The 19,446-nt window shown below is 73.3% G+C and carries 9 protein-coding genes; 4 read left to right on the top strand and 5 right to left on the bottom strand.

Annotation, left to right across the window (positions count from 1 at the left end):
• Positions 1–8 precede the first annotated feature (8 nt).
• Genes ACLQ22_RS09570 through ACLQ22_RS09555 form a run of 4 tightly spaced genes read left to right on the top strand, consistent with a single transcriptional unit; the run spans position 9 to position 13,042 of the window.
• Positions 9–6,698 carry an amino acid adenylation domain-containing protein gene (locus tag ACLQ22_RS09570; protein ID WP_425691946.1) on the top strand — a complete coding sequence of 2,230 codons (6,690 nt, stop codon included), beginning with the start codon at positions 9–11 and terminating at the stop codon, positions 6,696–6,698.
• A 34-nt stretch (positions 6,699–6,732) separates the two neighbouring features.
• Positions 6,733–9,453, top strand: coding sequence for an amino acid adenylation domain-containing protein (locus ACLQ22_RS09565; RefSeq protein WP_425691945.1), 2,721 nt, complete (start codon positions 6,733–6,735; stop codon positions 9,451–9,453).
• Entirely contained in the window at positions 9,450–10,718 is a 1,269-nt protein-coding gene (locus ACLQ22_RS09560) for an MFS transporter (RefSeq protein ID WP_425691944.1), read from the top strand. The genes ACLQ22_RS09565 and ACLQ22_RS09560 overlap by 4 nt, the downstream gene beginning before the upstream one ends.
• Positions 10,715–13,042, top strand: a complete 2,328-nt coding sequence (locus ACLQ22_RS09555; RefSeq protein WP_425691943.1) for a penicillin acylase family protein — start codon at positions 10,715–10,717, stop codon at positions 13,040–13,042. The genes ACLQ22_RS09560 and ACLQ22_RS09555 overlap by 4 nt, the downstream gene beginning before the upstream one ends.
• 156 nt (positions 13,043–13,198) lie before the next feature.
• Here ACLQ22_RS09555 and ACLQ22_RS09550 read toward each other — a convergent pair whose 3' ends face one another.
• The 5 genes from ACLQ22_RS09550 to ACLQ22_RS09530 are packed head-to-tail and all read right to left on the bottom strand — an operon-like array spanning position 13,199 to position 19,430.
• Positions 13,199–14,173, bottom strand: coding sequence for an ECF transporter S component (locus tag ACLQ22_RS09550; protein ID WP_425691942.1), 975 nt, complete (start codon positions 14,171–14,173; stop codon positions 13,199–13,201).
• Entirely contained in the window at positions 14,170–15,801 is a 1,632-nt protein-coding gene (locus ACLQ22_RS09545) for an ABC transporter ATP-binding protein (protein ID WP_425691941.1), read from the bottom strand. The genes ACLQ22_RS09550 and ACLQ22_RS09545 overlap by 4 nt, the downstream gene beginning before the upstream one ends.
• The gene (locus ACLQ22_RS09540; RefSeq protein WP_425691940.1) at positions 15,798–17,057 is read right to left on the bottom strand and encodes a CbiQ family ECF transporter T component; all 1,260 of its coding nucleotides are present in this window, start codon (positions 17,055–17,057) and stop codon (positions 15,798–15,800) included. Before ACLQ22_RS09540 ends, ACLQ22_RS09545 begins: the two co-directional genes overlap by 4 nt.
• A complete protein-coding gene (locus tag ACLQ22_RS09535; RefSeq protein WP_425691939.1) occupies positions 17,050–17,967 on the bottom strand; it encodes a hypothetical protein in 918 nt (305 codons plus the stop codon). Before ACLQ22_RS09535 ends, ACLQ22_RS09540 begins: the two co-directional genes overlap by 8 nt.
• Complete coding sequence (locus tag ACLQ22_RS09530) at positions 17,964–19,430, bottom strand: cell wall anchor protein (RefSeq protein ID WP_425691938.1); 1,467 nt, start codon at positions 19,428–19,430, stop codon at positions 17,964–17,966. The genes ACLQ22_RS09535 and ACLQ22_RS09530 overlap by 4 nt, the downstream gene beginning before the upstream one ends.
• Positions 19,431–19,446: the final 16 nt, after the last annotated feature.

Below are 19,446 nucleotides of genomic sequence, written 5' to 3'. Positions count from 1 at the left end.
CGGAAATGATGACTGCTTCCGATGTTGCCGTCGGTAATCTGGTGGAGTCGTTCGACGAGGTCGTCCGACGTCACCCGGACAGCATCGCGGTGTGCTGCGGAGACCGGCGGATGTCGTACGCCGAGGTGGCCGCCCGGTCGACGGCTCTCGCCGCGGCGATCAGGGCGCGGGTCGACGACCCGTCGCGTCCGGTGCTGCTGCTCCTGCCGCGCTCGGTGGACATGGTGGTCGCGAGCCTGGCCGTGCTGCGGGTGGGCGCGGCGTACGTGCCGGTCGATCCCTCCACTCCCGCCGCCCGGCTGAGGATGATCGTGGCGGACGCGACGCCCTCGGTGGTGCTGACGACTCCCGAGCTGGCGGAGCTGCTGTCGCCGGACACCCCGGTGATGGGGCCGCAGGAGGTCGCGGAGGACCGGAGCGACGACACCGACGGGCGGTGCCCCGCGGCGTGGGACACCCGCGCCTACGTGATCTACACCTCGGGCACCACCGGACGGCCGAAGGGCGTGGAGGTCAGCCACGGCAACGTGCTGCGCCTGATCCGGGTCACCCAGCCGCAGTTCGGCTTCGGCGCCGGGGACGTCTGGACGATGTTCCACTCGTTCGCCTTCGACTTCTCCGTCTGGGAGATGTGGGGGGCGCTGCTGTCCGGCGGCCGGCTGGTCGTCGTGGCACAGGACGTCGCACGGGACCCGGTGGCCTTCCGGGCGTTGCTCGCCGACGAACAGGTGACGATGCTCAGCCAGACGCCCACCGCCTTCAACAGCCTGGCCGCGCACGAGGTCTCCCAGCCCGACAGGCTGCCGCTGAAGTGGGTGGTCTTCGGCGGTGAGGCGCTGCGCTTCGGTGACCTCCGGCCCTGGGTGGGCAGGTACGGCGACCAGCAGCCGCAGCTGGTCAACATGTACGGCATCACGGAGACGACGGTCCACTCCTCGTACCGCAGGGTCCTGGCGGCCGACCTGACGAGCACGGCCAGCCTCATCGGGCGTCCGCTGTCGGACCTCGGTTTCCTGCTCTGGGACGAGCAGGGCCGGCCGGTGGCCCCGGGCGGGACCGGTGAGATCGTCGTGACCGGACCAGGGGTGGCCACCGGATACCTGGGCCAGCCCGGATCGACCGCTGAGCGGTTTCTCGACCTGACCGTCGACGGCAGGCCCGTGCGGGCATACCGGTCCGGTGACCTCGCGCGCCTGACTCCCGCCGGGGAGTACGAGTACCTGGGGCGGGCCGACGACCAGGTCAAGATCCGTGGGCACCGGGTCGAGCTCGGGGAGATCCACGCGGCGCTGACCGCGGTACCCGGCGTCGGGCAGGTCGCGGTGACCGTCCGCCGGGCGCGGCCGCAGCGCAATCCGGTGGTGAAGCAGGAAGCGGTGTCCGGGCGGATCTCCTCGGTGCGCAGTCTCGTCCGGGCCGGGCAGCCGGCGGCGTCGGGCACCGGCAGCAACCGCACGCAGATCGTCGCGTACGTGACCCACGACCCCGGCTGCGAGCTGGGGGAGATCCCGGAACTGCTGCGGGCGAGCCTGCCGTCGTACATGCTGCCGGCGTTCGTCGTCCCGGTGCCGGAGATTCCTCTCAACGCCAACGGGAAGGTCGACTTCACGCTCCTGCCCGCACCGACCGCGGCGAACCAGCTCCGGGCGCCGATGGCCACGGAGGCGGTCGCCGACGCTTCGACGGCGACGGTGGAGCGGGCGATCTGCGCCCTGTTCGAGGAGGTGCTCGGCGCCGAGGGGGTGGGACCCGACGACTCCTTCTTCGGCGTCGGCGGGGACTCCATCATCGCGGTGCAGCTGCGTGCGGCGGCGGCGAACCGCGGGATGACGCTGGACCTGGCGGACATCTACGAGCTGAAGACGCCGCGTGCGCTGGCCGCGTACGCGGTCACCACGGACGAGTCGGTCGACCCGCCGGTCGAGCCGTTCAGCCTCATCGACCCGGCGGACCGGGCGCTCCTGCCGGCCGGCACGGTGGACGCCTACCCGGTGGCCACCCTCCAGGCCGGCGTGCTGTTCCACAGCGCGTACGCCGAAGGCGTCAACATGTACTGCGACATCTTCATGTTCCGGTTGCGCGTCAGGTTCGACCACGATGCCATGAGCCGCGCGCTCGCGCGGGTGACCGAGCGCCACGAGATCCTGCGGACGTCGTTCCACCTGTCCGGCTTCTCGCAACCGCTCCAGGTCGTCCACGCGCAGGCCCGAACCCCGCTGAACGTGGCGGACCTGAGCCGGTTCGACGAGGACCGGCAGCTGGCCGAGTTCGAGGCCTGGCGACGTCGGGAGATGAGCAACCCGTACGACTGGGCGCGGCCGCCGCTGGTCCGGTTCACGGCGCACCTGCTCGGTCCGGACGAGTTCATGTTCTCCATGAGCTTCCACGACACGATGTTCGACGGGTGGAGCGAGACCTCACTGCTCGCGGAGCTCCTCGTCGACTACTGGCAGGACCTGCAGGGCATCGCGTCGCACGACCGTGCCCTGCCCGTGCGCCGGTACGCCGACTTCATCGCCAAGGAACAGGCCGTGCTCCGCGACGAGGCGGTCCGGGAGTTCTGGCGACAGGAACTGGCCGACGTCGAGCCGAGCCTGCTGCCCCGCCTGGCCCGGGGCTCCGGGGACGTCCACGAGGGACGGATGGGCTTCCTCAGCGTGGACCTTCCGGCGGAACTCTCCGACCGCCTGCACCAGCTCGCCGCCGCCTGCGGGGTGTCGGTCAAACACGTGGTGATGGCCGTCCAGGCCCGGGTGGTGATGGTGCTCACGGGACGCGACGACGTCGTGCTCGGCGTGGCCGCCAACGGGCGGGTCGAGGAGGAGGGCGGCACCGAGGTCATCGGCCTGCACCTCAACCTCGTACCCTTCCGGTTCCGGCCGCGGGGTCGCACCTGGCGCGACCTGATCGCGGCGACCAGCGACAAGGAGCGGGAGCTGCTGCCGGTGCGGCGCTTCCCGCACGCCGAGATGCTCCGCCTCGCCGGCGTGTCCGAGCTGACCGACATCATGTTCAACTACACCCACTTCCACGGCTATGAACGGCTCGCCCACGCCACGGGCATCGAGGTGGTGGACGGCTTCGGCTACATCCAGACGAACTTCACCCTGCGGGCCGAGTTCAACAAGGATCCGTTCAGTCGACTGCTCACGCTCGACCTCGAAGCGAACATGGAGCGGATCTCGGAGGACCAGCTCCACGAGGTGGCGGACATCTTCCTGCGGGCGCTGACGAGCGTCGTCGACCAGCCGGACGACGAGCCGACGCAGGTCGCGCTGCTCGGTGAGCAGCGGTACCGGGAGTTGCTGGCGATCTCACGCGGGCCGGTCGAGCCGGCGACGGCGACGGGCTTCCTCGAACGGATGGCCCGTTCGGTGCGGACGTTCCCCGACGAGGTGGCCGCCGTCTGCCGCGGCCGCGAGATCACCTACCGGGAGCTCGCCGCACACGTCGAGCGGGTGGCCGGATGGCTGCGTGCACGGCGGGTGGGGCACGGCACCGTGGTCGGCCTGGCGAGCGGCCGGAACATCGACTACCTCGTCGTCACCCTCGCCATCCTCCGTCTCGGCGCGGTGTACCTGCCGCTGCCGCAGGGCCCGGCCGCACGCGTCGCCCGCATGGTCGGGCGGGCGGAGGCGAGGCTTGTGGTGTGCGACGAGGCGCACCGCGCCGCCTTGGCCGCGATTCCTGACCTCGAGCTGGTCGATCTGGCCGACGTCCTCGCCGCCGCTGCCGGCACCCCGGTCGCGCTCGGCCCCGCACCGGGCGGTCGGGACAGCGCGTACATCCTCTTCACCTCGGGATCCACGGGCGACCCCAAGGGCGCCCTGATCCGGCACGACGGCATGCTCAACCACATCGACGCCAAGATCCAGCAGCTGGACCTGCGGCCCGGCGACCGGCTGGCCCAGGACGCCGCCGCCACCTTCGACATCTCCGTCTGGCAGCTCCTCGCACCACTCGCCGTCGGCGCCACGACCGTGATCTACCCGGACGAGATCGGTCAGGACGCGGCGTCGCTGCTGCGGGCCGTGGCCGAGGACGGGGTCACCGTGCTGGAGGTGACGCCGTCCGTGCTCAACATCATGTGCGCCGAACTCGCGTTCTACGGCGTCGACGCGTTCGCCCCGTTCCGCCTGCGCTGGGTCGCCTCGCAGGCGGAGACGCTGACCCCGCAGTCCGCCAACGCGTTCCGCCGGCTGCTCCCCGACGTGGGGCTGCTGAACATGTGGGGGGCGACCGAGACGTCCGACGACGTCCTGCACCACCTCGTCGCGGCGGACGTCGACGAGCGGGACGCCTCCGTCCCCCTCGGACGGCCGGCGCGCAACACCGCCCTGTACGTGTTGGACGGCACCCGGGAGCCGGTGCCCACCGGCACGCCGGGAGAGCTGTACGCCGGCGGCATCTGCGTCGGCGGCGGCTACGTCAACGACCCCGACCGGACCGCCGCGGTCTTCGTCGGCGACCCGTTCGCCGTCGACGGGGACGCCATCATGTACCGCACCGGTGACCGGGGCCGCCGGCTGGCGGACGGCTCGCTGGAGTTCCTCGGCCGGATCGACAACCAGCTCAAGATCAGAGGGAACCGGGTCGAACTGGACGAGGTCAGCCGCGCCCTCGCCGGTGTCGAGGGCGTCCAGGAGAGCGTGGTGATCGTCCGGCGGTCCGACGACGGCGGCAAGCAACTCGCCGGATTCTTCGTACCGGAGGTGGTCTCCGGCGGCGCCGGCGGTTCGGCCGAGGGCTCCCTGGTCCGCCGGGACCTGCGGCCCGAGGAGGTTCGCGCCGGGCTCAGCCAGGTCCTGCCACGCAACGCCATCCCGGACTTCCTCGTCCGCCTCGATGAATTGCCGCGTACGAGCCACGGCAAGGTCGACACCCGGTCGCTGGCGGCGACAGCCCTGTCCCCGGTCGACGAACCGACCGGGGAGAACTCCGCCCCGATGACCCCGACGGAGGAGGCCGTCGCCGAGATCTGGGCCTCCGTGCTGTCCGGTCGCCGGCCCGGGCCCCAGGTCAGCTTCTTCGACCTGGGCGGCCACTCCCTGCACGCGACGCAGGTCCTCGCCCGGTTGGGGGACCGCCTCGGGGTGCGCCTGCCGATCCGGGAGCTGTTCGAGAACCCGACGCTGCGGGGTTTCGCCGCCCGGGTCGAGGCAGCGCTGACGGACGACCGGGAGGCGGAGGTGCCGATCCCGGCGAGGCCCGCCGGCCTGCGGGAGTTCCCGCTGTCCATGGCACAGTCGAGCCTCTGGTACCTCGACCAGCTCGACTCCGACGGCGCCTACACCGACGGTTACCTCCTGCATCTCCACGGTGACCTCGACGTGACGGCGCTGCGGGCGGCCGTCGACCGGCTCGTCGCGCGGCACGAGGTGTTGTCCAGCCGGATCGTCGAACGCGACGGCGTGCCGTTGCTGGTCGTGGACCCCGATGCGAAGCCGCGCCTGCGGGTACGGCAGGCCACTGACGCGGTCATCGCGCAGGGGGACACCGAGGCGATGCTGGAGTACGTCCGGCAGCGGGCGACGCGGCGCATCGACCTCGGTGGCGTGCTGACCGAGGCCACCCTCTACCGCTTCTCCGACCGGGACCACGTGCTCGAATGGACGAGCCACCACGTGGTCACCGACGGCTGGTCCAACGAGGTGATCCTGCGGGAGATCGCGGAGTCGTACGCGGCTCACCGGGCGGGACGGGAGGCGGACCCGGCCCCGCTCCCGATCCAGTACGGTGACTACTCCCGCTGGCAGCAGAGCTACCTCGAATCGGCGCCGGCCCGACGCGAGGGCGACTTCTGGCGGTCCTACCTGAAGGGTTACGACGGGGAACTCGCCCTCGCGACCGACCTGGAGCGGACCGAGGACCGTGCGCGGGCCGCGGGCCAGCACCGCCGGGAGTGGGACGAGACCTTCTCCGCCGGGGTGAGGGCGTTCGCGCAGCAACACCACGTGACCCTCTTCATGGTCGTGCACGCCGTCAGCGCGGTGCTGATGGCCAAGCTCGCCCAGCAGTCGGATGTGGTGATCGGTGCGGCCGTCGCCGGTCGGCACCCGGCGGAGACGAAGGACCTCGTCGGCTTCTTCGCCAACACCGTGCCGTTCCGCTACCAGGTCGACCCGGAGCACAGCGCGCGGGCCGTCGTCGCGGCGGTCCGGGACAGCGCCCTGAACGCCCTGGACCACCAGAGCCTGCCGTTGCAGAAGATCGTGGACCTCGTGGGAGCACCCCGTCGACCCGGAGTCAGCCCCCTGGTCCAGGTCGTGGTCTCCGTCGCCCGGTCGATGCGCGGTGCCGCCGCGTTGCCGGGCCTGGACACGACCGTGACCCAGCTGGGCGCGCAGACGAGTCGCTTCGACCTGTTGCTGCACTTCACCGACGAGGACCGGATCGGGCTGACCATCGAGTACGACCGGTCGCTGTTCACCCCGCAGGCCATCGACCGGCTGGCCGGGGCGGCCGACCGGCTGCTGAGGTTCTTCCTCGCCAGCCCGGACCGGCCGGTGGAGGAGGCGACGCTCGCCGACGACGAGGACCGCGGGACGCTCGGGGAGATCTGGCGGGAGGTGAGCGGCCAGTCCCTGGAGATCGACCACCGCGTAACGGCGACGCTCATCGACTCCCCGCACTGGGGCACGTACGTGTCGCGGGTCGAAGCGGCAGGGCTGATCGTCCCGCTGGTGCTCGCCCTGTGAGAACCGGCGATCCGAGACCTGGGGAGAACTGCTCATGACCTCGACCGACCGCGCGCTACGGCTGCGTCGGCGGCTCGCCGGACGCCGCGAGGTGTCCACACCGGCGCTCGGCCGGACCGCCACCGCGACGGTCACCGCCGGCAACCTGGTCGCGGCCTTCGACGAGGTCGCCGGTCGGCACCCCGACCGGGTCGCCGTCCGCTGCGACCGGCAGGCCCTGACGTACCGGGAGCTGGCCACCGCCTCCCGGGCCCTGGCCGGCCGGATCGCGACGGTCGCGCCGCCCGGCCAGCCGGTCGGCGTGCTGCTGCCGCGCTCGACGCGGATGATCGTGGCGGCGCTGGCGGTGCTCCGCACGGGTGCCGCGTACCTGCCGCTCGACCCGGAGGCGCCCGCCGTCCGTACCGGCATGATCGTCGGTGCCGCGGCGCCGTCCCTGGTGATCACCACGGGTACGCTGGCCGGCTCCCTGCCCGCGACGGTCGCGGCTGTCCTGCTCGACGCCTCGGACGGCGGCGGGGAGCAGCCGGACCCGCCCGCCGCACCGGTCCGCCCGATCGCGCCCACCGATCGGGCCTACGTCATCCACACCTCGGGCACGACCGGCCGTCCCAAGGGAATCGAGGTCTCCCACGCCAACGTCCTGCGCCTGATCGGCACCACGCAGCCACTGTTCGGGTTCGGGCCGGAAGACGTGTGGACCATGGCGCACTCGTTCGCCTTCGACTTCTCGGTGTGGGAGATGTGGGGGGCGCTGCTCACCGGCGGGTGTGTCGTCGTCGTCGCGGCCGAGGTCATGCGGGACCCGGTCGCCCTGCGGCACCTGCTGCGGGCGGAGCGGGTCACGATGCTCAGCCAGACGCCCACCGCCTTCGGTTCGCTGGCAGCCCAGGAGGACGAGTACGACGACCGGCTGCCGCTGAGGTGGGTGGTCTTCGGCGGTGAGGCGCTCCGGTTCGCAGATCTGCGGCCATGGGTCGCCAAGTACGGCGACGCCGGGCCCGAACTGGTCAACATGTACGGGATCACCGAGACCACCGTCCACGCGTCGTACCGCCGGGTCCTCGCCTCCGACGTCGCCGGCACGACCAGCCTGATCGGCGCCCCACTTCCCGACCTCGACTTCCTGTTGTGGGACGAGGACGACCAGCCGGTCGCCGACGGCGAGATCGGACAGATCATCGTCACGGGCGCGGGCGTGGCCCTCGGCTACCTGGGGCAACCGGAACTCACCGCGCAGCGGTTCATCACCGTCACCGACGCGCAGGGCCGGCCCGTACGCGGATACCGCTCCGGGGACCTCGCCCGGCGGACGCCGTCCGGCGAGTACGAGTACCACGGGCGCAACGACGACCAGGTCAAGATCCGCGGCTACCGCCTGGAGCTGGGGGAGGTGCACGCCGCCCTGGTCGCCCGGCCCGGTGTGCGGCAGGCCGCGGTGGTGCCGCACACCTCACCCGGCACGGGAACGCGGCTGGTGGCGTACGTCGTCGGTGACGGTGGCAGCGGTCCGGCGGAGCTTCGCTCCTGGATGGAGGGTCGACTCCCGGGGTATGCCGTTCCGTCCGCCTTCGTCCTCGTCGACGCGCTGCCGCGAACCGCCAACGGCAAACTCGACCGGGCGGCCCTGCCCGCCCCGGGCCCCGTCCTGACGCCACACGTGCCCGCGGGCGTCGACGACGTCACGCGGTCCCTGCTGGCGATCCTGGCCGAGCTGCTGCCCGGCACCGAGGTCGAAGCAGACACCGACTTCTTCCGGCAGGGCGGGAACTCCCTGCTGGCGACCCGCCTGCTGGCCGCCGTACGCCGACGGTTCGGTGTCGTCGTCCCGCTGCGCGACTTCCTGAAGGCGCCGACGGTACGAGCGGTGGCGGGCGCGGTCCGTCGGGCCCGGCCGGCCGGACAGGGTGTGGCGTCCCGCCGCCCGGTCGACCTGTTGCCGCTGGGGGACCCCGTCGCGGGCCGGGCGCCCGTGGTGGCGCTGCCCGGCGTCTTCGGGATCGCAGCCTCGATGGCGCGGCTGTCGACGCACGTGCGGGGCCGCCCGTTCTACGCCCTGCACACCCGCGACCTGCTCCGGGCGCGGGACGGCACGCCGTCCTCCGCCGTCGCCGCGCAGGCCTGCCTGACCGAGCTGCTGCCCGTCGCCGATCCCGGGGTCCACCTCGTCGGACATTCCCTGGGCGGTGCGATGACGCTGCACCTCGCCCATGCGATGCGGGCGGCCGGCCGCCAGGTGCGGAGCATCACCCTGCTCGACGCACCGAGCCCACGATGTCTCCACCAGCGCCTCTCCGAGGATCACCGGACCCGGCTGGTCGCCTTCCTCTCCGACGTCGCCCTCGCGTTTCCCGAGCACACCCGCCGGTGGCGTGAGCTCTCCCCGCAGTCCGCGGCCGGGTTGGCCGACGCGGAACTCCTGCGCTGGGCCGCCGCCACCGCGGCGCCCGCGCTGGCGGCCACGATCGGCGAACTCGCCCAGGCCTTCGAGGACTACCGGACGATGGGGCGGATCATGGCCGAGCCCGCGCCTGCCCTGGCCGTGCCCGCACTGCTGCTGGTGGCGGGCCTGGAGAGGTCCCACGACCACGACGGGCACACCGAGGGCTGGCACCTGGTGCTGCCGAACCTGACCGAGACGGTGGTGGCCAGCAGCCACGAGGGCATGCTGCGTGACCCCGGAGCGGCGACCGTCGCCGAGACAATGATCGAATTCCAGCACCAGCAGGACAAGACGGAAGGAAACCCGAGTTGACCCGGGAGCCGGCTGCGAGCGCAGCGTTCCGCCCACCGCGACTGGCCAGGATCCTCGTCGGCGGCTCCGGCGTGATGAGCCTGGCCAACGGCGTGACGATTCCCTTCCTCGCCATCTTCCTCCGCAACGAACTCGGCCTGTCCGTCTCGACGGTCGGCCTGGTCATCGGCTCCTCCGTCCTCTTCGGCATCTCCGGTGGGTTCCTCGGCGGCGCGCTCTCCGACATCGTGGGACGCCGCCGGGTCCTGCTCTCCTGCCTGTTGGTGGTGATCGGCAGCTTCGTCGGGTTCTTCTTCGCGCGCGACGCCGTGACGGCGTTCGTCTTCAACGCGTCCATGGCGTTCGCCACCAGTGCCTTCAGTCCGGTCGCGAAGGTGCTCATCAGCGACCTGCTCCCCGTCGCGCTGCGGGTGAAGTGGTTCTCCTACCAGTACCTCGCGATCAACGCCGGCTACGCCGTCGGTCCGCTGATCGGCGTGGCCCTCGGGTTCACCGGCGCCCGGATCTCCTTCCCCGCCGCCGCCGCCGTGTACCTGGTCTACTTCGCCGTGCTCTGGACGGCCACGCGGCAACTGCCACGACCGTCCATCGGGAACACCGGGCTGGCGACGCTCGGCCGCAGCACGGGCGCCATCGCCCGCGGACTGGGCGAGTCGGCCCGGGCGGTGATGTCGGACCGCCGCCTGCTTCTGCTGCTCATCGGCGCGATCCTGTTGGAGACGGTGCACAGCAGGATCTCGGTGCTGCTCGCCCAGAACTTCGTCATCGACTTCGCCGACAGCGCCCGGGTGCTCGCCGCGGTCATGACCACCAACGCGGTGGCGGTGATCATCCTCCAGCTCTTCGCCGCCGGCTACGTGCAGCGCTACAACCCGCTGAACGCCATCACCCTCGGCGGGATCCTCACCTTCGTCGGGATGGCCGGCTTCGCGATCTCCGAGCAGATGTGGCACTACATCGTGGCGATGGTGGTGTTCACCGTCGCCGAGACCCTGATCGTGCCGTCGGAGTTCGCGCTCGTCGACCGCATCGCGCCCGAGGACCGGCGCGGAGCCTACTTCGGCGCACAGACCTTCGCGCAGGTCGGCGGGTTCACCGGACCGTTCCTCGGCAGCCTCGTCCTCGCCTCCTTCGGCGGGCCGGTCATGTTCCTCGCCATCGGCGCCCTGGCGATGGTGAGCGTCGCGATCTACCTGCTGGTCGGCCGGCGCATCCCTGACCTGAATCGCCATGACACACTCCCGGAGACCGAAAAGGCGTCATGAGAGCCGCGGCGGGCATCCTGCGCCTGGCCGCCTGGCCGAGCAGTCGGGCGCTCCGGCGAACCCGGGTACTGTCCATTGCGGCCCTGCACGGGACCGTCGACATCGACCGCGACGAACGCGGCATCCCGTGGATCCGAGCGGGCGACGAGCGTGATCTCTACGTGGGCGTCGGGGTCGCGATGGCGTACGACCGGCTGTGGCAGATGGACGTCCTGCGCCGGCGGGCGACCGGACGACTGGCGGAGGTGTTCGGCGGTCGCGCCGCCGGTTCGGACGTCCTCGCCCGTACCCTCGCCTTCGAACGGGCCGCCCGCCAGAGCGAGGCGCTGCTCTCAGCGCCTGCCCGGGCCAACCTCGCGGCCTTCGCCCACGGGGTCGACACCGCGGTGCGCCGGATGCGGCGCCGGGGGCAGCTCCCGCTCGACTTTCATCTGGTGAGGTACCGGCCGGGCCCGTGGTCGGTCAGCGACTCGCTGGCCATCGTCAAGCAGCTCGGGTTCCACCTGGGTCGCAACCTGCAGCAGGAGGTCTTCCGCAGCCGGCTGCTCGCGGAGCGACCGGACCTCGTCCGCAGCTTCCTGGCGCCGAAGTATCCACCCGGCGGCAGCGTCACCATCGAGGCCGACGCCCCGGCGGGGCCGGCGGTACGGCGCGGCGACACCGCGCTGCTCTCCGCGGCCGGCGCCGCCCACCTCGGCGACCTCTTCGCGGGCCGGCAGGGGAGCGGTTCGAACGCGTGGGCGGTGTCCGGGACCAGGTCCGCCACCGGCTTCGCCGCGCTGGCCAACGACCCGCACATTTTGTTCACCCAGCCGAGCCTCTGGTACCAGCTGGGACTGGATCTCGACGGCGAACGCGCGTACGGGGTGACGGTGCCGGGCGTGCCCGGACTGGTGATCGGCGCCAACCCGGATCTCGCGTGGGGGGTGACGAACTCCACCATCGACACCCAGGACCTGGCCGTGGGGGAGCGGACGGACCCGGCGGGAGAGCCACGGTGGTCGCAGACCAGCGTCGTCCGGGTGCGCGGCGGGACCGAAATCTCCGTGACCGCCGCGGGCGGGACGGGATACGTCGACCTGCCGGGCCCATCCGGTGCGGACGTCGACCCGGTGGCGCTCTACTGGAGCGGCCTTCACCCGTCCACCGAGGCCGAGAGCTGCCAGCGCATGTGGCGGGCGCGCGACTACCCGACGTTCCGCGAGACCCTGCGGGGTTTCGGTGTGCCCGTGCTCAACCTCGTCGTCGCGACCCGCGACGGTGTGGTCGCGCTGCGGACGGCCGGAATCGTGCCCCGCCGTGACCGTCAGGAGGGCCTCGCCCCGGCCGGCGCGGCCGAGGTGGCCGGTCGCTGGAGCGCCACGCTGGCGTTCGACGAGTTGCCGGAGGTCGTCGATCCGCGAGCGGGCTTCGTGGTCAGCGCCAACCACCAGATCCTGCCCGACGGGGTCGCCCCGCACCTGGGCAGCGACTGGGGCGGACCGTACCGGGCCGAGCGGATCGAGGAGCTGTTGACGGCGACGCCGACGGCCCGTCCGGACGACTTCGGCGCGTGGCAGATGGACCTGCGCAACGGTCGGGCACGGCGCATCCTGCCCACCCTGCTGAAGGCGCTCGACGAGAATCCACCGGAGTCGCCGCCGGCCGTGTTCAGCCATCAGTCGTTGGCCGCCTGGGACGGCAGGGACGACGCCGATCAGACCGCACCCCTGGTCTTCGGGGCGCTGACCCGGGTGTTGACCGAGCGCTGGATCTCCAGCCGGCTCGGTGCGGCCGTCGCCGACGCCATGACCGATGCCACCCTCCAGGTGGACCACCTGGTGATGGACGCGGACGCCCGCCGGCGGCTCGGCGAGACGGAGGAACTGCCGGTCGTCGTCGCCGACGCCCTCACCGAGGCGGCGCGTCGACTCGCCGACAGGTTCGGCGACGACCCCACCGGCTGGCGCTACGGCAGGACGAACCGGATCGCGGACCAGCATCCCCTGGCCGCGGTGTCGGACACGCTGCGTTCGCTGTACGGGTCGCCCCCGACCCCGGTCGGCGGCGGCGGACAGAGCGTCTGTCTGATGTACCCCGACCGCGACGGCCGGGTCGTCGAGGGCGCGCCGTGGCGCTTCGTCGTCGAGTTCGGCCCCTCCGGCAGCACGCGCATCCGCGACGTGCTCCGCCACGGCAGCTCGGGCAATCCCCTCTCGCCGCACTACGGGGACCAGACGCCGGCGCACGCCGAGGGACGGCTGTACGAGGTACGCCTCGACAGCCCGCCGGAGGTGCGTAGCCGCCTGACCCTGGCACCCCGGGATCGTGCACGTCGAGGGTGATGCTGCGGCGCATGGGCACACGGACCGGCGGTGGCAGCCGCGACGGGTGCGCGTACGGCCTCACCGACGCCCGGTGACCCTCACCCCTGCACCCCGGTCGCCCTCCGCGCTCCGTGTCGCGGAGGGCGACCGTCTTGCTACGTTGGGCTCGCGCGCTCACCCCGCCGCCGGCCACGTCTCGGGCGGCGGCGTTGGGGCCTCCCCGCCACACCTGCTGTTCCTCTCGCCCGGTCTCGGTGTCGCTGCCGGCTGCCGGCTGTCGATCGCGTCGTGCCGTTGTACGGGTACATCGCTTGCGTCGGCCGGAGGTGTGGTGGCCGTGGGCGGCTGTGGATCGGCCGCGGCGAAGGTGACTGGTGCGCCGAACGCGGCCCTTCGGGCGGCGCGGCGCAGCGCGGCGAGGACCGCGGGTCCGGCGAGGACGATCGCCACGGCGGTGGTGATCGCGCGTCCGGTGTCCCAGCCGAAGGTGGAGGTGACCGCCGTGAACACGGCGAAGCGGTGCAGGTTCTCCAGCAGCGGCGCTCCCGCGACGTAGGAGAGCTGGGTGTCCGCGCCGATGCTGAACGGCCAGAACCACAGGTTCATCAGCAGCCCGTAGCCGTAGGCCGCGAGCACGCCGTAGCCGGCCAGGGCGGCGATCTCCGCCCGGCCCCGCAGCCTGGCCGGTAGCAGGCCGGCGCCGAGACCGATCCAGGACGCGGCCAGCATCTGGAACGGCAGCCACGGCCCGACCCCCGCGGTGAGCAGTGCGGAGGCGAACAGCGACGTCGAGCCGAGCAGGAAGCCGAATCCGGGCCCGAACACCCGGCCGGCGAGGACGAGGAGGAAGAACACCGTCTCGATGCCCGCGGTGCCGGCACCGAGCGGGCGCAGCGCGGCGTTGACGGCCGCGAGCACCCCGAGCATCGCCAACGCCTTGCTGTCGATGCCGCCGGAGCTGAGTTCGGCCAGCACCAGGGCCACGAGCACCGGCAGGACCACGAGGAACACCAGCGGCGCCTCGCCGGTGCGGGCCGTGCTCTCGGGATGGGCGGGGACGAAGAACGGCCAGGTGAAGGTCGCCAGTGCGGCGGCGGAGGCCAGCACCAGCACGACAGCGGTGCGCGGGGCGACCCGCAGTACGCTCACCCCGGCTCCCCGGTCGTGGCCAGCGCGGCCGCGACCTGCTCCACGGTCAGCCACGGCGCGGGAGCGAGAACCTTGGCCACCTGCGGAGCGAACGCCGGCGAGGCGAGCATGACCTCCGCCGTGGTGCCGTCGGCGACGACCTCTCCCTCGGCCATCACCACGACCCGGTCGGCGAGGGCCGCGACGAGCTCGACGTCGTGCGTCGCGATCATCACCGCCCGACCGGCGGCGGCCAGCTGCCGGACGACAGCGGTGAACTGCCGCTTGGCGCGGTAGTCCAGGCCGCGGGTCGGCTCGTCGAGCAGGACCACCGGCGGGGCGGCGGTGAGCTGGACGGCGAGCGCGAGCGCGAGCCGCTGCCCCTCGGACAGGTCACGGGGGTGCCGGTCGTCGGGTATCCCCGGGGTGAGCTGGTCGAGCATCGACCGACAGGTGCCGGCGGGTGCTCCGGTCTCCCGGTCGGCCTGGTCGCACTCGGCCCGCACCGTCTCCAGGTACAGCAGATCACCGGGGGTCTGCGGGACCAACCCGACATGACGACGGGCCCGGCCCGCCGGCAGGGCCTTCGGGTCCACGGTGCCCCGCGCGCCGACCACCGCGACGGTGCCGCCGTGGCGGGGGCCGCTGCCCTGCAACGCCCAGAGCAGGCTGGACTTGCCGGAGCCGTTACGCCCCATCAACGCCACGATCCGCCCCGGAGCCAGGTCGACGTCGACGCCTGCCACGGCGACCGTCCCCGGATAGCGCACGACGACCTTGCGCGCCGTCAGCACGGGGGACACGTCCGGGACCGCCGCGTCGGCCGGTACCGCCGCGTCGGCGAGCCGGTGGCGCAGGGCGGCCGCCCGCCGGCGGGCGTCGCGTACCGACAGCGGCAACGGCGTCCAACCCGCGAGACGGCCCAACTCGACCAGCGGCGGTGCGATGTCGACACCGTCGAGCACGGCGGCCGGCTCCCCGTCCACCACCCGACCGTCACCGGGCAGGTGCAGCAGCCGGTCGGCGTACTGCACGACCCGTTCCAACCGGTGCTCGGCCAGCACCACCGTCACCCCGAGGTCGTGCACCAGCCGGGTCACCACGGCGAGCACGTCCTCGGCCGCGGTGGGGTCCAGCGCGGAGGTGGGCTCGTCGAGCACCAGCACCTTCGGGTGGGCGGTGAGTACCGCCCCGATGGCGACGCGCTGCTGCTGCCCGCCGGACAGTGTCCGCAGCGGCCGGTCGCGGAGCTCGGCGATGCCGAGCAGGTCGAGGGTCTCCTCGACGCGCTTGCGCATCACCGTCGCCGGCAGGGCGAGCTGCTCCATCCCGTAGGCGAGTTCCTCCTCGACGGTGTCGGTGACGAACCCGGACAGCGGGTCCTGCCCGACGACGCCGACGACGTCGGCGAGGTCACGCGGCGGATGACGGCGGGTGTCCCGGCCGTCCACCGTCACGCTGCCGTACAGGGTGCCGCCGGTGAAGTGCGGCACCAGCCCGTTGATCGCCCGCAGCAGCGTGGACTTGCCCGTTCCCGTGCGGCCGACGACGAGGCAGAGTTCACCCTCGCCGATGTGGAGCGTCACGTCCCGCAGCGTCGGGCGGACGCTTTCGGCGTAACGGACGGTCACCCGGTCGAAGTCGATCACGAAGGGCCTCCCTGTGCGTGGGACGACGACGTCGGGTGACCCGCTCCACCCGCCGGTGCGGCGCCGACGGGAGCACGTGGTGCAGGCGGCGGGCCGGCGTCGCGCGCGGCGGCCGGTCGGGCGAGCGCGGGAGGCGGCGCCAACCAGGCCGGTGCCGCCGCGACCAGGACGGCGAGCAGCACCAGCGGTGTCAGCTCGGGCCAGGTGAGTGGGCTGACCGGCGGATAGAGCAGCTCCGGATCGACCGAACCGGCCAGTACCGTCAGCGCGGCGGCGCCCACCCCGCAGCCGGCCACGAGCAGTTCCGCGCCCCGCCAGTGGTCCGGCCGGTAGCGGCTGCGCCGCACCCGACGGCCGGCCAGCAACATGCCGGTCACGGCGGTCGACAGGCCGACGAGGAGCATCGGCAGGCCCAGGTAGCCGGGTCCGGTGGCGTCGAGCAGCCCGTACGTGCCGGCGCAGACGCCGACCAGCCCGCCGAGCACCAGCGCACCGGTGACGGCGCGCTGCCCGGCCGGCACCGCCGGGGTGCGGCCGTAGCCCCGGGAGTCCATCGCCGCGGCCAGGGCCAGAGACCGGTCCAGCGCGTCGGCCAGCACCGGCAGCGCGATGCCCCGCAACGCCCGTACTCCCCGGCCGGAGGCGCCCCGCAGCCGCCGCGCCCGGCGGACCCGCAGCACGCTCTCCACCAGTTGCGGGGCGACCGACAGCGCCACCACCACGGCCGTGCCCACCGCGTACAGGGCCCCGGGCACGGCTTTGAGCAGCCGCTTCGGGTTGGCCAGGGCGTTCGCCGCGCCCAGGCAGACCAGCATCGTGGCCAGCCGCAGCCCGTCGTAGAACCCGCCGAGGAGCTGCTCGGCGGCGACCGGCCCGAACAGGCGAATTCCCGCCGCCCACGCGGGCAGGGGGATTTCGGGCAGCCGGATGAGCACGTGCTCGCCCTGCCCGCCGCCGAACACGATCCGGAACACCACCCGCATCGCCACGATCACCGCGCCGAGCACCAGGTACATCCGGAACGCCAGCGCCCACGGCGCTTCTCCCCGCCGCCGGACGACCACCAGCGCGGCGACGGCGACGAGCAGGCCCAGCGGCAACGGATTGGTGGTGTGGCTGGCCGCGGTGGCCAGGCCGAGCGCCCACAGCCACCACGCGCCGGGGTGTAGCGCCCGGGGCAGTCGCGCCAACGGGCCCACCGACCTTTGGCCGGCTCCGACGGACATCTCCGCCTGGTGAATGCTCCGGTCAGTCATCCGGCTCGACGGCCCGCCGTCGCCGCGCGGCCAGCAGGCCGCCCACGCCGAGCGCGACCAGCAGCAGCACGCCGGCCGCCGTGCCCACCGGAACACCGCGACCGGCACGGGAGGCGGCGACCTCGGTCACCACCGGCTGGTCGACGGAGCTGCCCGACGGTGAGCCGACGGCACCGCCCGCAGGTGGTGTCGCGGCTCCCGCGATCGGTGTCGGGCCCAGGCCACTGGCCGTCGGCGTGCCGGTGGGGAGCAGCGCGGGCCCGGAGGAGCCCGGCACCGGTCCTGCCGCACCGGGACGGCCTGCGGTGGCAGGGGGTGGCGCGACCGATCCGCCGCCTCCTGCCGGCGGTGGGGCGACCGGGCCACCGCCCTGGGTGGGCGGTGCCGGTGGCGGAGGGGGCGGCGGCGGGGGCACGGGCCGCCTCGGCGCCGCGCCCGGTCGGGGCGCGTCGCTGGCATCGCGGTTGAGGGAGAACGACCAACCCTCGAAGCTGCCGGCCGGCGGCTTGCGGTTGAGCACACCCTTGTCGCTGTACGTCCAGCTGCCGCCGCTGGCCGCGTGCCAGTACGACCAGTAGGCGCTGGCGGGCGGCGTGTCGACGCACTTCTCGGACGCCGTCGACGGCTTTCCCTCGATCCGGCAGACGAACCCCTCGCCCCAGCGCAGCGTGCCGGTGATCTGGAAGCCGGCGTTCTTGAGCGCCGCCAGGCCGGTGGACTGCTCGCCCCGGGCGCACCGCACCACGGTCCCGCCGCCGAGTTCGTTGAAGTCGACCACCACCGTGACGCCGGAGGCGTCCGGGCAGTAGCCGGCCGAGCCGGCGGCCCTGGCGGGGGTGCCCGATCCGACCATCGTGCCGGCGGCGGTGAGGGCGACGACCAGACCGGCGCGGGCGGCCCGGACGGTCATGCCGCCCGCCGACGGCCGAGTACGAGGAGCAGCACCCCGCCCCCGACCAGCAGGAACGCGATCAGCACATAGCTGGTGATCGCCGCGCCGGTCGTCGGCAGCCCGCCGAGGCCGGGGGTGGTCGGGGTCGCACTCGGGGCGGCGGTCGCCGATGCCATGGCGGACGGCGTCGGCGACCCGGTGGTCGCGGACGGGCTCGGTGTCGGGCTGGCAGGCACGGGGGGCGTCGGTGACCCGGTGGGCGTGGGAGAGGTGGTGGCCGTCGGGGAGGCGGTAGGCGTGGGCGAGGCCGTGCCGGTCGGGGTCGGCCCGGGGGACGACGGCGGCGGGTCGAGGCCGATGCGCCCCAGCGGCACCTGGACGAGACCGAGCAGGGCCTGTGCGGTGCTGCGGCGCCACTGGTCCCGTTCGTTGTCCGTGATCCCGGACGCGACGGCCGTTGCCAGGCTGTCGGTGTTGTAGGCGATGGCGCCCGCGTCGGCGGCGGCCGCGCCACCGTCTGCCGCGGTGAGCTGTAGTGCGGCCAACGCGCCCGCGGCCCGCGCGGCCTCGGTGTCGCGGCCGGCGGCGGCGAGAGCCTGTCCGGCCAGGCCGGTGCTGTTGGAGTTCGCGCCGGTGGTCGGGCCGGAACCGCCGAACGACCCGTCGGCGTGCTGCTGCTCCACCAGCCAGTCCGCGGCCTTGCCGGCAGCCGCGGTGGCGCCGGTGGCGCCGTCGGCAGCGGCGGCGAGCAGCGCCTGCACGGCCATTGCGGTCGAGTCGACGTCGAGGGTGGCGCCGGCCTGCTCGTCGCAGGACGGCGACGGGCCGTCGGCGGTGTCGGGGTAGAGCCGGAACCCACCGGCCGCGCACTGCTGCCGGACGAGGAAGTCGACGGTGTCCTGCGGCACGTCGCCGCTGCGAGCCAGGCCCAGCACCGCGAAGGACTGGTCGAAGGTGTTGCTGGCGTCCGGGCCGCTGTCGGCGGTGGTGCGGCTGGTGATTCGCCCCCGCTGGTGCCCCGCGTCCGCCCCGGCGACCAGCGACAGGGTCTCCGTCCGCAGGTCGAAGCCGCCGAAGTCGGTGGGGTCAGCTCCGGCGGCGGAGGCGGCGTACAGCAGCTTCGCGGTCGCCCCGCCGTCGGTGAAGCCCGGGATGCCCCAGTCGTCGTAGCTGTTGTAGGACCGCACATGCGCCGCCACCTGCGCCGTCGCGGCCTGACGGACCGGCGCGTCCACCCCGGTCGCGGACAGAGCGAGGATCCCGTCGACGGTCAGACCCCAGTCGGGGCCGCCGAGCGGGCCGGGCAGCACCCCGTCGGCGAACTCACCGGCCAGCCAGGAGGCGGCGTCGCGCGCGGCGGCGGCGTGGGCCGGGGTGGGCGCGGCCACGACGGTCAGGGGTACGGCGGTGAGCGCGGCGATCGTCGCCGCCGTGGCGGCGAACACGCCGACACCGAGACGCCGGGAGCGGGACCGGGACATGAGAGGTGCCTTTCGC

Origin of the sequence: Micromonospora sp. DT178, from assembly GCF_049841695.1 — a bacterium.
Lineage (GTDB): Bacteria > Actinomycetota > Actinomycetes > Mycobacteriales > Micromonosporaceae > Micromonospora.
This window is presented reverse-complemented; position numbering and strand designations above follow the sequence as displayed.

Bases quoted from the DNA above. Each gene is read 5' to 3' on its own strand.
- ACLQ22_RS09530 (WP_425691938.1), bottom strand. From the start codon at position 19,430: ATGTCCCGGTCCCGCTCCCGGCGTCTCGGTGTCGGCGTGTTCGCCGCC.
- ACLQ22_RS09565 (WP_425691945.1), top strand. From the start codon at position 6,733: ATGACCTCGACCGACCGCGCGCTACGGCTGCGTCGGCGGCTCGCCGGA.
- ACLQ22_RS09555 (WP_425691943.1), top strand. From the start codon at position 10,715: ATGAGAGCCGCGGCGGGCATCCTGCGCCTGGCCGCCTGGCCGAGCAGT.
- ACLQ22_RS09570 (WP_425691946.1), top strand. From the start codon at position 9: ATGACTGCTTCCGATGTTGCCGTCGGTAATCTGGTGGAGTCGTTCGAC.
- ACLQ22_RS09535 (WP_425691939.1), bottom strand. From the start codon at position 17,967: ATGACCGTCCGGGCCGCCCGCGCCGGTCTGGTCGTCGCCCTCACCGCC.
- ACLQ22_RS09540 (WP_425691940.1), bottom strand. From the start codon at position 17,057: ATGACTGACCGGAGCATTCACCAGGCGGAGATGTCCGTCGGAGCCGGC.